The organism is Bacillus cytotoxicus NVH 391-98 (genome assembly GCF_000017425.1).
Taxonomy (GTDB): Bacteria; Bacillota; Bacilli; order Bacillales; family Bacillaceae_G; genus Bacillus_A; species Bacillus_A cytotoxicus.
Genome location: NC_009674.1, coordinates 177,310 through 190,078 on the forward strand (window position 1 = coordinate 177,310; position 12,769 = coordinate 190,078).

Annotated in this window: 15 protein-coding genes and 2 pseudogenes; 15 read left to right on the forward strand and 2 right to left on the reverse strand. The window is 30.3% G+C overall.

Features of this window, described 5'->3' with window-relative positions; genetic code table 11:
• Positions 1 to 382: 382 nt before the first annotated feature.
• The gene (locus tag BCER98_RS01005) at positions 383 to 1,126 is read right to left on the reverse strand and encodes a CPBP family intramembrane glutamic endopeptidase (protein ID WP_011983298.1); all 744 of its coding nucleotides are present in this window, start codon (positions 1,124 to 1,126) and stop codon (positions 383 to 385) included.
• Positions 1,127 to 2,035: 909 nt separating this feature from the next.
• Between BCER98_RS01005 and BCER98_RS23545 the strand changes: the two genes are divergently transcribed.
• The 15 genes and pseudogenes from BCER98_RS23545 (at position 2,036) to BCER98_RS20365 (ending at position 12,657) form a co-directional block, all read left to right on the forward strand.
• Positions 2,036 to 2,188: an IS66 family transposase gene (locus tag BCER98_RS23545; RefSeq protein WP_081428338.1), complete on the forward strand. Its 153-nt coding sequence runs from the start codon at positions 2,036 to 2,038 to the stop codon at positions 2,186 to 2,188.
• Positions 2,187 to 2,475: pseudogene (locus BCER98_RS22795) on the forward strand (MerR family transcriptional regulator); the annotation flags it as partial. The gene BCER98_RS23545 and the pseudogene BCER98_RS22795, both read left to right, overlap by 2 nt.
• A gap of 16 nt (positions 2,476 to 2,491) precedes the next feature.
• The gene (locus BCER98_RS01020) at positions 2,492 to 3,148 is read left to right on the forward strand and encodes a GAP family protein (RefSeq protein WP_011983299.1); all 657 of its coding nucleotides are present in this window, start codon (positions 2,492 to 2,494) and stop codon (positions 3,146 to 3,148) included.
• Positions 3,149 to 3,345: 197 nt separating this feature from the next.
• Complete coding sequence (locus tag BCER98_RS01025; RefSeq protein ID WP_237701328.1) at positions 3,346 to 3,795, forward strand: DUF1648 domain-containing protein; 450 nt, start codon at positions 3,346 to 3,348, stop codon at positions 3,793 to 3,795.
• A 960-nt stretch (positions 3,796 to 4,755) separates the two neighbouring features.
• Positions 4,756 to 5,922: an MFS transporter gene (locus BCER98_RS01030; RefSeq protein ID WP_011983301.1), complete on the forward strand. Its 1,167-nt coding sequence runs from the start codon at positions 4,756 to 4,758 to the stop codon at positions 5,920 to 5,922.
• 5 nt (positions 5,923 to 5,927) lie between these two features.
• The gene (locus BCER98_RS01035) at positions 5,928 to 6,389 is read left to right on the forward strand and encodes a hypothetical protein (RefSeq protein WP_011983302.1); all 462 of its coding nucleotides are present in this window, start codon (positions 5,928 to 5,930) and stop codon (positions 6,387 to 6,389) included.
• Positions 6,390 to 6,391: 2 nt separating this feature from the next.
• Positions 6,392 to 7,204: a formylglycine-generating enzyme family protein gene (locus BCER98_RS20360; protein WP_011983303.1), complete on the forward strand. Its 813-nt coding sequence runs from the start codon at positions 6,392 to 6,394 to the stop codon at positions 7,202 to 7,204.
• A gap of 33 nt (positions 7,205 to 7,237) precedes the next feature.
• Positions 7,238 to 7,519 (forward strand): MoaD/ThiS family protein, encoded by a 282-nt coding sequence (locus tag BCER98_RS01045; RefSeq protein ID WP_011983304.1) that lies wholly within the window; start codon positions 7,238 to 7,240, stop codon positions 7,517 to 7,519.
• A 4-nt stretch (positions 7,520 to 7,523) separates the two neighbouring features.
• A complete protein-coding gene (locus tag BCER98_RS01050) occupies positions 7,524 to 8,516 on the forward strand; it encodes a hypothetical protein (protein WP_011983305.1) in 993 nt (330 codons plus the stop codon).
• 4 nt (positions 8,517 to 8,520) lie between these two features.
• The gene (locus BCER98_RS01055) at positions 8,521 to 8,775 is read left to right on the forward strand and encodes an acyl carrier protein (protein WP_011983306.1); all 255 of its coding nucleotides are present in this window, start codon (positions 8,521 to 8,523) and stop codon (positions 8,773 to 8,775) included.
• Entirely contained in the window at positions 8,772 to 9,935 is a 1,164-nt protein-coding gene (locus BCER98_RS01060; RefSeq protein ID WP_048721332.1) for a class-II aminoacyl-tRNA synthetase family protein, read from the forward strand. The genes BCER98_RS01055 and BCER98_RS01060 overlap by 4 nt, the downstream gene beginning before the upstream one ends.
• Positions 9,936 to 9,953: 18 nt before the next feature.
• Complete coding sequence (locus BCER98_RS01065; RefSeq protein WP_011983308.1) at positions 9,954 to 11,189, forward strand: ATP-grasp domain-containing protein; 1,236 nt, start codon at positions 9,954 to 9,956, stop codon at positions 11,187 to 11,189.
• Positions 11,190 to 11,206: 17 nt separating this feature from the next.
• Positions 11,207 to 11,938, forward strand: a complete 732-nt coding sequence (locus tag BCER98_RS01070) for a HesA/MoeB/ThiF family protein (RefSeq protein ID WP_011983309.1) — start codon at positions 11,207 to 11,209, stop codon at positions 11,936 to 11,938.
• 140 nt (positions 11,939 to 12,078) lie between these two features.
• Positions 12,079 to 12,444 carry a hypothetical protein gene (locus BCER98_RS01075; protein ID WP_049759234.1) on the forward strand — a complete coding sequence of 122 codons (366 nt, stop codon included), beginning with the start codon at positions 12,079 to 12,081 and terminating at the stop codon, positions 12,442 to 12,444.
• Between the two features lie 9 nt (positions 12,445 to 12,453).
• Complete coding sequence (locus BCER98_RS20365) at positions 12,454 to 12,657, forward strand: L-serine ammonia-lyase, iron-sulfur-dependent, subunit alpha (RefSeq protein WP_049759235.1); 204 nt, start codon at positions 12,454 to 12,456, stop codon at positions 12,655 to 12,657.
• Here BCER98_RS20365 and BCER98_RS20505 read toward each other — a convergent pair.
• Positions 12,632 to 12,766: pseudogene (locus BCER98_RS20505) on the reverse strand (helix-turn-helix domain-containing protein); the annotation flags it as partial. The gene BCER98_RS20365 and the pseudogene BCER98_RS20505 sit on opposite strands and share 26 nt — an antisense overlap.
• Positions 12,767 to 12,769: the final 3 nt, after the last annotated feature.

Here is a 12,769-nt window from a genome sequence, read left to right on the forward strand (position 1 = left end):
CAATTGAATATAGAAAAGGCGTGTTTTGATCAATCTTTTTTTAAAACACGCTTTTTCTAATTGCTCTTTTATTAAGGCTTATTAAGTTAATTTAATCAAACTTTATTCCAAAGCTAAATTTGTGTTGTACAGAGATAATAAAGTGGGTTAATTTACAATAAAGCCTTTTAAAAAATGCGAGTCATTCTATTCACCAATCAGGCTAGAGTGTGGAGCAACCCATCTTTAAATAAATAGAAACTTTATATGTATGAGTACACTTTTAAGTTGTTGTACACTTTCTTTTTTCCTCACTCTAATGGTTAATATGTCTTTCACTTTAAAGAAGCCTTAAAAGAGAAATCCTCTTTTAAGGCTTTTATGCATGTTCATTATTTCACTGTTATGCTTTTAACCCAAGCAATCGTACGATAACGATGATTAACAACGCTCCTATTGTAAGGACCGTGTTGTTAACAGTGTGGATTAATAACACGTGCCAAATATTTCTTGTCCATAGATAGATTATATTTAGAAATAGACCTGCAAACATGAAGGGGATTGTATCCATTACACTCCCAAAATTATAATAGTGAATGAGTCCGAAAAGGATTGAATTTCCTATTATAATACATGCTTTTCTAAAAAATCCACCCTGTAATATTTTACCGAGAAGTGTATAACGAAAAACAGTATCTTCAATTAATCCTGTAACAATAGGACCTAAAGCGATATAAATTAAGAGCATGAACATTTCAGGACTTGCAGTCAAAGGATCAATTAAAGGGGGAACATCTGTTTCTGTGCTGGTGCTAGTTCCTGGAATAAGTGAGCGAATCAAACTAATTAGAATTTGTAAAAGAACACCACCGACAATAATTAATAGAACGGAACGTTTCCACGCTAATTTAAATTTACTCCAATGTATACGAAGCATCGGAGCATAAACAACCATCAGGAAAAGAAACATGATAATGCGCAAACTGGTATCAATAATTGCCCACAATTGATTTTTTACTGAGAAATATTCAGTGATAAAGCCTGCAAGGAATATTAATGGGATTAAAAGTAAAGTAATATAATCTTTCTTTGTCCACACATTCTCTGAAAAATCTTCTGCTGCGACTAATTTAGTGAATTTATTCATTTGAATTTACAACTCCTAATAACATTAAAAAATCTTACGATGTTACATTTTTTATGCATAACTCCCCATTTTGATATCTATTCTATCATACATATTTCCCTTCAAAAAATACTTATACGCGCTAAGTAAGGTTTAGCTTGTGTATTAACTGTAAACTCTTTTTGAATCAACATACGTATGTACAGTATTTTCTTTATGAAACAAATGTGCAATAGAGGATATTATATATTGAAAAATGATATAATTAAAGTTCGATTATTTATCATAAATATTAATTAAAAAATTGTAACTACTCAGCTACCCTAAGGTTTTAATGGTTTGATAATTTGATTTTCAAGTTATCTCCACAAATTCCTGTTAACACTGGCAATAAGAAAAACAGGAGGTGAAGTGTATGAACTGAAAAGATATTCTTCTTGTTTATAAACAAGGGCCAAATTCTGTTGTGAATTTAGTTGAAACATTATGCACGCGCATAAAAACTCAAAAAATAGTTATAAATCACTACTAATGGACGGGTTACAAAAAACAGCTACAAAAAGTCTACGTGAAAAAACAGATAACCAACCTGGTCATAAAGTGCATACACTTCGCCAAGTGGAACACTCAGATTGTGTTTTTATTCATCCTGTGACAATGTGCTCGTGTTGCCAATCACCATTAGAAAATGAACCTGTTCGCTTGAAAAAAGTGCGACAGGTGTTCGATATCCCGTCTGTTTTCTTTTGAGGTACTTCAACATGAAGCGGAACGAAAAATTTGCCCGCACTGTTTTCATATTGAAGAAGTTCCATTTCCAAAAGGTGTGACAAACGCGACTCAATATGGTCAGCATGTTCAATTGATGGTGAACGATTTGACACAATATCAGTATCTGTCTCTTTAGTAGACGTCTGAATCTTTTGAAATGTGTATCGGCATTCGATCAGTCAAGGCACAATCAACCGCCTCATTCGTTCTTTTAGTGAAAGTTTACAAGAAAATGAAGAGGAAATTCGTTCAAAAATTTTAGCTTCTTCAATTGTTCATTGCGATGAAACAGGACTTCGCAATCAAAGATAAAACTATGGGAAAGGTTCTCAATATGACAAGTGATAGCGCTGATTCACTAGAATGGATTGCTTTGATAGGTCAGCTAAAGCGTTATATGAAGGACGTTCCCAAATATCATTAGAAGAATGGATGAAAAGCGCTTAGAGGAATTTAAAGGTGAGGATGAATTTTTAGATAAACTTTGGGAAATAAGGATGTCGCCAAAACAATCAGAGAAACTGAGATTATATCCAATTGACCAAGATGTGCTTGAGTTTATGGATCAGGCATATGCCATTTTTATCGCCGAAAAGAATAAAGGGGGAAAGAAGGATGAGTACAGAACTACTTCTCCTAATAGGGGGATTGGCCTTATTAGATACGCTAAGCCCTGCCACATTAGGGGTAACAGTATATTTGCTTTTAACAGATAAAGAGAAACTTACTAAACGTTTATTGGTTTATTTATTGACGGTAGCAGGATTTTATTTTGTTGTTGGAGTTTCACTCATGTTAGGATTAGATTTCTTGCTTGAGATAATTTCTGGCGTATTTCAAAATCGAATCGTAAGCTGGATGTTCTTTATTATTGGGGGGATATTGTTCATAGCGAGTTTTTATGTTCCGACAAAGAAAAGCTCAGACCTACCTGCACCAAAATCAAAAAGTATTCTTTCAATGGTAGTTCTAGGGTTCACTACTTCATTCATTGAAGTGGGGACTGCATTTCCTTATTTTGCAGCAATTGGCATAATGACTACTTCTAATCTATCATGGGTGGAATGGTCGTCTATTTTAGCTGGATACAATTTTATTATGGTGTTGCCTTCCCTCGTACTGTTTCTCTTCTATCTCCTGTTTGGAAGGCGGATGCAAACATCTCTCGAGAAGCTTCGAGTGAAAATCGCTAATAATACAGGATCGGCTCTTTCGTGGATTATGTGTATAGTTGGAATTATCATGATTTTGAATAGCCTGGATTATTTGTAGGATGTTTGACCAGAATATTAGATAAAAGTAGATTTAACAATCAGGGCATATTCTAAAATGACGAATTGTGAAAATATTGTAAATTTGACATGGTTTAGGTAGAAAATCAAAATGTAATACACGATGTGTATTACTATAAATATCATAGAAGGGGGAAAGGACATATCGTCAATTCATGGGGACGACCTAAAATAAAAATCCAAAGAACAACAAGTGAATGGATTGGGGATACCATTGGCTATTCATTTTTTTTAGGATCAATTATTTTTTTGATTATTATTTGGGGCAGATTACCTGAGGAAGTACCGGGACATTATAATGCAGCTGGGGTTGTAAATCGCTGGGGGACAAAGTGGGAACTTTTGATTCTACCGGGAATCGGGGCATTCACCCTGCTTTTAATGCAAACCTTAGAAAAGTTTCCAGAAGTACATAACTATCCACAAAGACTGAATGAATCGAATGCTAAGCAGTTTTATTTAAATAGCCGAAAAATGATAAATCAATTAAAAAATGTTTGTTTAGTTGTTTTTGCTTTAATCCAATTTGAGACAATTTCAATCGCTTTAGGTTGGAAAAGTGGTATTGGTAAGTTATTCTTACCAATAATTGTTATTGGGAAAATAAGGAAATTGAAAATTAAATAATTCGGGCCGAATAAACAATCTAATTTACATGGCTGCATTGTTATTTTACATATTGTGATTTGAAATAAAGTTAAGATGTTCTTTAAAAATAAATAAAGTTTCTGTAGTATCTAAAGAAAAGAGCCGACTCTAAAAATATTCAGTGTCGGCTCTTTTATACAATAATAGAATGGTTGTTTATTTCTACCATATAATGGAAATAAAGTCGTACCGTTTATCCTTTGAGATACACATTGTCTAAAGGAGGTTCCGTCAAGCAAAAGACATAAAACTCACGTTCAGATATTTGATTAGTGATAACCCTATAAGGAATCGACTTTTTATTTATCCCTTTAAAGGTGGATATTTTAATTCTTTTGAGGTAAGTCCATTACCACCCCATATTTTTTTCTGAATAACTTCTGCTTTGCTATGATAAGCAGAAAAATAAACCACTCCATCTTAGTATTGATACTGATAATATAAATGCTAACTCTACATTTTAGATTGAATTCGCATCTATATTATATTTAAAATGTTTATTTTGTAATCTTTATACTAGTAAAATTCATAACTAACCTATGTATTAGATTGTATTATGATTTAAATAACAGTAAACCTATGTTCTTACGGTGCTTTTATCAGAAAATTTGAAAATATGTAAAAATGCATATTTTCAAAAAAAGTTTTAGGTGTATAATTAATTTGTCCAGAATAATCTGGTAATTAAAAAGAGGTTTATATTATGAAGGTATTAAAACAAAAACTAATTAATGGAGGTGACGAAATATATCTAAAAAATGATATAACTTGTGAAAGAAGTGTGCAGATTAAACAGTAGTTTAAGGTGCTGTTTTTATTATTTTTAAGTTAATTAATTTTTTAACTGGTAATGTTAATACCCTCTCAATTTTAGTACTAGAATTAGTAGCATTCTGGATCAAAAAAGTAGTTTTTAATTTTAGAATATGGAGAAGAAATATGACTAATAAGAAATTACTTATTACTGGGTATGTAACAACTCTTTTGGGAAGCTATACATATGATCAATACATTAAATGGGTTATTTTAGATGAAACTAATAGTGCAGCATTTTTGGGAATAGCAACAGCAATTACATCAGTTGCGCTGTTTTTTGCTCAATTTTTAGGAGGGATTGCAGCTGATAAATATTCGCCAAAAAGAACAATGTGTGCTATGGAATTAATCAGTGCAACCGCAGCGTTATTATCAATGGTATGTATTATGATGAACTTCGATCTACTAATAACCGTTATTATTTTAAATACTGTGTTAGTATTAACAAGCTCAGTGTATTCAATAGCTTCTAAGGCTGCATTACCATACTTTGTAGTTACAGATCACCTTAAATCATTTAATAGTATTCAAACTGCATGTAAAAATGTATTAACTCTAGTAAGTCCAATATTAGCGTATATAATGGTCAAAATTGGTATCAATCCCATATATGCAATACTTTTGAATTTAATTACATTTCTATTAAACACTTTTTGGTTAATACGTTTAAAGCCAATTTCAATAGAAACAAAAAAGGTTGTTACTATAAAATTTAGGGAAGCATTTAACATTTTATATAGTGATCGTATAATTTTCAAAATGATAATTGCAGCTGGAATATTAAATTTTTATTTGTTTGGATTTGAATTGTTGGAAAAATCAATTGGAAAAATCTATTTTTCATCTGTAAGTATCTATATGTTAATTGGAATAGCAGCTGCAATAGGAGCGATTTTTGCGGCATTTTTGGTTCACTCTAAAAATGATAGTGTTCAAAGAATTCTTTCGTTTATAGATGTTAAAAAGATGATCTTTTTACAGGGGATGGTTATTTTACCTTTTGTACTATTTTCCAACCTATATACCTTTTTATTTGCAACCTTTTTTATATCATTTTTAACAATTATGTTTAATATTGAATTCTTTACATTAGTTCAACTAAATATAGACCGTACAATTTTGGGGAAAGTTTTTGCTATTATATTTTTGATAGCAACGTCTACTGCTCCAATAGCAAATCTAGTGTATGGATATTTAATAGAATATGATGTTTTAATTACTTGTATAGTAACTATGGTTGGTTTAATTATACTTTCTCTAATTATTCCTAGAACAGAAAATAGGAGTTGACTTATATGGTTACATTTAATGAAGAAACGTATCAAAATTTTATTGATGATGTTTTAGAGAACAGACAAAAGAAATGTTTTGGATTTTTTTTAGCCAAATCAGATTCACCTGAACATATTCACAGCTATTTCTTTATGAAAAAGGATAAAAGAGGCGAATATGATTTTGAAAATATAGATAACTATTATAAAACGCATCAAACAGCAGGATTTTTAGCAGATTTTCAAGAGTTGATTGAATTAGAAAAATACATTAGAGCGAATAACTTAATAAAAGTGGGTGTTTTTCATTCACATATGCGGCATCCAGCAATTTTTGATTTAATAGATCTAAAATTACATCCCACTGATGAACTTTGGCATTTAATAATAGCTATTAAGAATATTGAAAAGCCTATTATCAGAATATTCGGCACTAATAATGGTGAAATTAAAGAGAAAGAATTTATGGTATTGAGGGGGGAATAGAAGTGAAATTACAGGAAGATAAAATTCTAGAACGATTTATAGATGAATTGAAAAAACCTGTTAAAAATAGTTATCAATTATACAATGACTATGTTCTTTTATGTAGTTCTAATAATCGGGAAATTCGTATTAAAATGAAAGAATTAGAGATACAAAATCAAAAGAGATTTTTGAAATATTTGGAACCAGATATGATCTCAATTGAAACATGTAGTTACAATCAGAGTGATTATGCGAAACCACATTCGTATATATATGATTCTGAATGTTGTGAAAATATAGATATTTATAATTTTCAAATGTCTAAAACATGCATAACAAAAGAATTATACCAATTATATGATAAGGGGTATCAAAATGATTATCCTTCGGACTCACCGGTAGTAGATGTCAACTGGTATGAAGCAATGATGTTTTCGTATTGGATAGGATGCCGATTACCTTTAGAAGTAGAGTGGGAATATGTTGCTAATGTAGGATTAGAGGATATTCCTTTTGAGAATGACATCATGCTAGATTATGCTTGGTACAGTATGAATAGTAATAACTATTTAGAAAGCGTAGGGAAAAAGTTGCCTAATAAATTTGGAATATATGATATGCAAGGATTGGTATGGGAATGGTGTCTTGATTCAATAGAATTAGATAAAAATCCTTATTTAATCCAAAGATACATTCCTTATCGTGTTTGTCGTGGTGGAAGTTTTTATTCGTTTTTAGAAGTTTTATCACCTACATATCGATATGGAGAAAAAGAAGTATATTCATCTAGAGATTTAGGTTTTAGGGTTGTGAAATCTGACGTAGTAATTTAAAAAACATATATTGGAGAAGGAGAGTTTTAGTTTATGAAATTATTTTTAACAGATCATTTATTAGTGAGGTTAGGTAATGAGGTTAAATTAGAGGATAATGGTACATTCTTTGTGGATGTTAATACTTATAAAGATTTGAAAAATGAGTTAAAAAAATATCCATTGTATACAGAATTATATCAAGAAGATGGGAAATTAAAGAATAAGTATTTTTTAGTACTAAATAATGAGGTAATTGAGGAAGAACATATTGAAAAAATACAATTTAATAGTGATATGGAATTAACAGTACTGTTACAATTTGCAGGAGGTTGAGATTATGATATTAACAGAAGAAAAATTAATATCAAAAATTATGGATTTTGTGTGTTATGAAAAAAACTATTTTTATGTTTTGGCTAAAGTTTATAATGTAGGGGATTTTGAATTATTTTATATGGATAGATGGATTGACTGGGAGTTCAAAGAAAATGGTTCAGAGCCAATTTTAACTACAAATAATGCATTTAAACAAAATTTAATAAAAAGAAATATATTAGTTGCACATACTGCTAAATTTAATGACATTTATTCTGAACTAATAAATGAAACTAGTTTAGGAAATAAAATAAATATGGTAGTTGAAATGGATCATATTGATGGAACACGTTATTATACAAATACTTTAATTGAGAAAGTAACATCAACAAAAGTTCTGTATACAAAAATAAATGAAAATATGCAGAAAATAAATGTAGAAATGAGTAGAGAGGATTTTGTAGAAAGATTACCGAAAGAGTTGGAATTAGAATATGAGGTAATTCGATATGATGAAGATCTTCATAGACAATTAAACATTTCAGATTCTGAATTGTGTAAAAAAATCTTAAAAGAATGGATGGATTTCTCAATTGTAGATGAACAATTATATATGAGAGGGCAATTGGTTAAATATAATATATACGCTTTTGAGTCTATGATTAATTATTTGCAAAATGAAAAAGATAATATTTTAAAGAATATTAATCATGAAAAAAATATACAAAATAGACTAGGTAAGCAAATTGAAAATAAGATTTTGCCACTTATTGTGCTATATGAGTATTTTATTGAAAAACAGATGGTAAAAGATAATAATATTTCGGTTACATTAAGAAAATCAATAAATCAACTTAAGGTAATGCTGGGATTAATTGTAGAATTGAGTGATGAAAATTATTATGAGCATTATGTTGCAACGTTTAAAAATATTGCACAACAAATTCAAGACTTACAGGCAGGAATTTATAATGTAATTTTAGATTTATTAACTACAAACAATAAAGGGGTATAGTATTATGAAACAACAAATTCTTGCAGTTATGGAAAGATTACTAGCAAAACAAGATTTTCAAAATCTATGTGAAAATTATGATGCATTAAAAGAAGAGAAAGTTTTTAAGTTAGGGATTGACTCAATCCGTGTTATGAAATTGGTTTTAGAAGTAACAAAAGAATTTAATATTACTATTGATTTTACAACACTTGATTTGAAAAATTTCGAAACCATTCAAAAAATTGAAGCGTATATAGAGGGGAGCAATAATAAGTGAGTGGATTTCAATATACCTTTAAAAAGGAGCTTCAGCCTCTTGTATTGGATCAATTAAAATATCAATTGCATTATTTTCTCCCACAGCTAGAGGGAAGATTTATGTTAGGTACTAAAATATTTCACATTTTAGACGAATTAGAAATAAGTTTAAATGAATTAGAGACCCTGAAAAAAATATTCGAACGTTATGAAGAGCTAAATGAATTACCCCTTCAAAATCAGGACAGTGTTATTTGGAATGTAGAAAACACAGAAGGTTATTTAAGTGAAAATCAAATATCATTCGACAGAATATTCGAAGAAGAGTTTATAGAAAAAGTAAAAAAATTTATTAATATCAGTATAAAGGTACAAAAAGGATTAAATATTTATAATAAAATTTGGATAGAACTATTAAAAGAACTTGATGAAAAAATATATGAATATTTTTCTACTATTTTTGAATTGTCAGAGATATATGCTCCACATATGATTGAACTAGAAGAATTAGAACGTACAGGGTACCTGAAGAATAGCTTTCATCATTTATGCTATACCTCCCACACAACAAAGGACTACACAAAATTTCCTCATGATGGTGTTGAAAGAAGTAAGATAGGAAAGTATTTAGATGTTAACCAGAAGTATGTTTTGAATCCAGCACTTTGCTTACATGTATATCCACAGCTAAGGGATAAGCAAGGAGTAAACAATACAGTTTATACAATTAAAGGCAGTTGTTTCCGAGATGAATCTGGAAATTTAAATAATACAACAAGACTTCTTGAGTTTGTTATGCGAGAGTTCGTTTTCTTTGGAACAGAAGAATTTATAGCTGAGTGCCATAAACAACTTGTAGATTTTTGGATACTGTTAATGAAAAAAATAAATTTGAAATTTGAAATAAAAATTGCGAATGATATATTCTTTGATGATAATACTGACAGCAAACTCTTTTCACAAGTGTATTCTGATAATAAATTAGAGCTAGTTGTACATGTAAAGGATTTAGAAGTATCAGTGTCCTCAGTAAACAAACATATGTATCATTTTTCAGATGTTTATAATATTACAAATGAACCTGGGAAGTTGGCTCAAACAATGTGTATGGGCTTAGGCTATAACCGGATTTTAGAAATGATCAGTAGAGAGAATCAGAACAGGGAAGTTGAAAAATAAAGAAAGGAGGCTTTAATTATGAATGTTTTAGTGATAGAGCCACCACTTTTTATGTTTGAAAAGTTTGAAAAAGAAGCAGGGCGTCATGATGATAAGCTATATTATGTTATAAAAAAAACATCTAAGTCCAAAGATGAAAACATTTTAAATCTAGATATTCGTGATGACTTTGATGTTGTTGTTAAGTATTGTGAGCAACTTAATATCGATGTAATTATTTGTATCTCGGAAGAGTATCTATTACAAGCTTCTTATTTATCAGAGTGTACAGGTATTTTTTCTGTGTTAACTTCAGATCTTGTAAAAAATATGAGAGATAAATTTTTAATGAAAAAAATATGGACAAAAGCTAATATTTTAAATGCTTCCTCTATTGAGTATTCTGAATCCTCAATAGAGGAGGTTCAATCCTTAAATTATCCTGTCATAGTGAAACCTAATTTAGGATTTTCCAGTAGTGGTGTTCGCCTTGTTCACAACCTTAATGAATTGAATAGTGAAATTCTAAATATTAAGATGTTAAATACCCTTTCAACGGCAATTTCCTCAGAAAAAATTCAACCTAAAATATTAGTAGAAGAATTTTTATGTGGCGATGAGTATTCGGCTGATGTAATTTGGCAAGACGGAATACCTCAATTCAGTAAAATATTAAAAAAATGGATTCCGCAAGGGAATAGGTTTCCTGATAAACTCTATCACACAATTGGTGAAGATGAGATAGACATTGAAACGAAAATTTTGCAGGTCGTGTATCAAGCTAATAGAGTTCTTGGAATGAATAATGGGGCTACACATACTGAAGTTATAGTTACAAAAGATGATGAAATATATGTCATAGAAACTGCAGCTCGAATAGGCGCGGGGGGGATTTTTTCATTCATATTTGAAGAAAAATATGGGGTGGAATATTTAGGTCTTTTCTATGCTATTGCTACTAATAGAAGAGTTGATATTAAAGAAAGTATGATGTTACATGAAGTTGACGAAACTTTGTACTATTTTAGCTTTGACTACCCGGATTATATTGATGGAACAATTTGCGATATAAAAGGAATAGACTTTTTATACGAAGACAAGAATATTTTTGAAAGAGTTTTTTTCAAAAATAAAAATGATTATATTACTACATTTGCGTCTGCAGAAGAATATTTTTTGTGGATTTTAGGAAAATGGCCAAAGAATTCATCCATTAATGCTTTAGTTGAACGCTTAGTTAACTTAGAAAAAAATATTGAAATAATTGTAGAGTAAGAGAAGAGGAGAATATAATGATTAATTATGATATCCGTTATAGAAGGCAACTTATTATGGAAAGATTTGGGGAAGAAGGACAGAAGAAACTAGGGAATGCTAGGGTATTAGTTATTGGAGCTGGAGGCTTAGGTTCACCTATAATTTCATATTTATCTGCAGCTGGAGTAGGTAAATTAGGAATAGTAGATCATGATGTAATAGAAGAGAGTAATTTACAACGTCAAATTATACATAAAACATCGTTGTTGAATTATCCAAAAGTGAACTCTGCTGAGCGATTTGTAAATGAATTAAATCCCGCAGTTGAAACGGAAGTTTTTCAAATGAAATTAGATAAAGAAAAAGCACAACAACTTTTTAAAAATTATGATGTTGTTGTTGATGCAGTTGATAATTTGGAAACTCGTAAAATTATTAACGCTGTTTGCTCTGAAAATGACATACCATTTGTGCATGGTAGCATTTCTAATTTTGAGGGTCTTGTTACAACAATTACTCCAGATGTTAACCATTGCTATAATTGTATTTTCCCTAATAGTGATTTCGTTCATAAAGGTGAAATAGGTGTAATAGGAGCGATTCCTGGGATTATTGGATCTATACAAGTATTAGAAGTTATTAAACTTATAGTTGGATTACCAGTTCTGAAAGATGAAATTTTATATTATAATGGTCTGACACATGATTTGAGAAAGGTTAAAATTAATGTAAAAAGTTGTAATTGTTTTTCTAAAGAAACTGTATAATTAATTTAATATAATTATTGGATGTCACTTGGTCTAAGTATATTCATATACAATTAAATTTTGTTGGATATGGGGTCTAATGAAATTATTTATTAAATATTAATGCTTGTGAAATTCATCGCCTTAATAGGAATTTTGAGGTGATTTTAAAGACGGAGCATAATCAAGTAAGAGTAGTTATTGCCAATGAACATACTAATATTTCCTGCGTTGAGATTGATAATCAAATAATTATTTCTTCTTCAGAAAATGATAGTGAAATGTATTTGGAAAATATAGAATCAACACTTGACGTGGATTCGATTTATGACTTTGTTACTGCTATTGACACTAATAAATTGGATCTAATCAAAAAAAGTATTGATTTTAACTACAGAATTGGATTAGAAGGATTAAATAATAGTTATGGCCTAGAAGTAGGTAAAACTTTAAAAATGAATATAGAAAAAGGAATACTCCCTAATGATTTAGCAACATGCGCAATGGCCTTATCGGCAGCGGGATAGGATGCAAGGATGGCGGGAAGTACGCTACCTGTTATGGCGAACTCAGGAAGTGGAAACCAAGGGATAGCGGCAACCTTACCTGTAGTGGCTGTAGCAGAAAAATTGGATATTGATGAAGAGACAATGCTACGAGCTGTTGCATTAAGTCATCTTATTACCAACTGTAATATTCGCCGTCTTCATGAGTATTTCTTTTCAATTCTCGTGCAATAGAAGAGTGATGACGCTTCAGAATGGCACCAATTTCTCTAGTTGAATGACCTAATTTATGAAGTGGTTCTAGTTGTCCACGCTCAAACGTGGTAAAATGGGAATAGCTCATACT

What these genes read in the sequence shown, in the direction of transcription:
- BCER98_RS20365 (WP_049759235.1), top strand. Translation starts at nt 12,454, where the DNA reads ATGGCGGGAAGTACGCTACCTGTTATGGCGAACTCAGGAAGTGGAAAC.
- BCER98_RS01005 (WP_011983298.1), bottom strand. Translation starts at nt 1,126, where the DNA reads ATGAATAAATTCACTAAATTAGTCGCAGCAGAAGATTTTTCAGAGAAT.
- BCER98_RS01020 (WP_011983299.1), top strand. Translation starts at nt 2,492, where the DNA reads ATGAGTACAGAACTACTTCTCCTAATAGGGGGATTGGCCTTATTAGAT.
- BCER98_RS01045 (WP_011983304.1), top strand. Translation starts at nt 7,238, where the DNA reads ATGAAATTATTTTTAACAGATCATTTATTAGTGAGGTTAGGTAATGAG.
- BCER98_RS01070 (WP_011983309.1), top strand. Translation starts at nt 11,207, where the DNA reads ATGATTAATTATGATATCCGTTATAGAAGGCAACTTATTATGGAAAGA.
- BCER98_RS01035 (WP_011983302.1), top strand. Translation starts at nt 5,928, where the DNA reads ATGGTTACATTTAATGAAGAAACGTATCAAAATTTTATTGATGATGTT.
- BCER98_RS01030 (WP_011983301.1), top strand. Translation starts at nt 4,756, where the DNA reads ATGACTAATAAGAAATTACTTATTACTGGGTATGTAACAACTCTTTTG.
- BCER98_RS01055 (WP_011983306.1), top strand. Translation starts at nt 8,521, where the DNA reads ATGAAACAACAAATTCTTGCAGTTATGGAAAGATTACTAGCAAAACAA.
- BCER98_RS01050 (WP_011983305.1), top strand. Translation starts at nt 7,524, where the DNA reads ATGATATTAACAGAAGAAAAATTAATATCAAAAATTATGGATTTTGTG.
- BCER98_RS01065 (WP_011983308.1), top strand. Translation starts at nt 9,954, where the DNA reads ATGAATGTTTTAGTGATAGAGCCACCACTTTTTATGTTTGAAAAGTTT.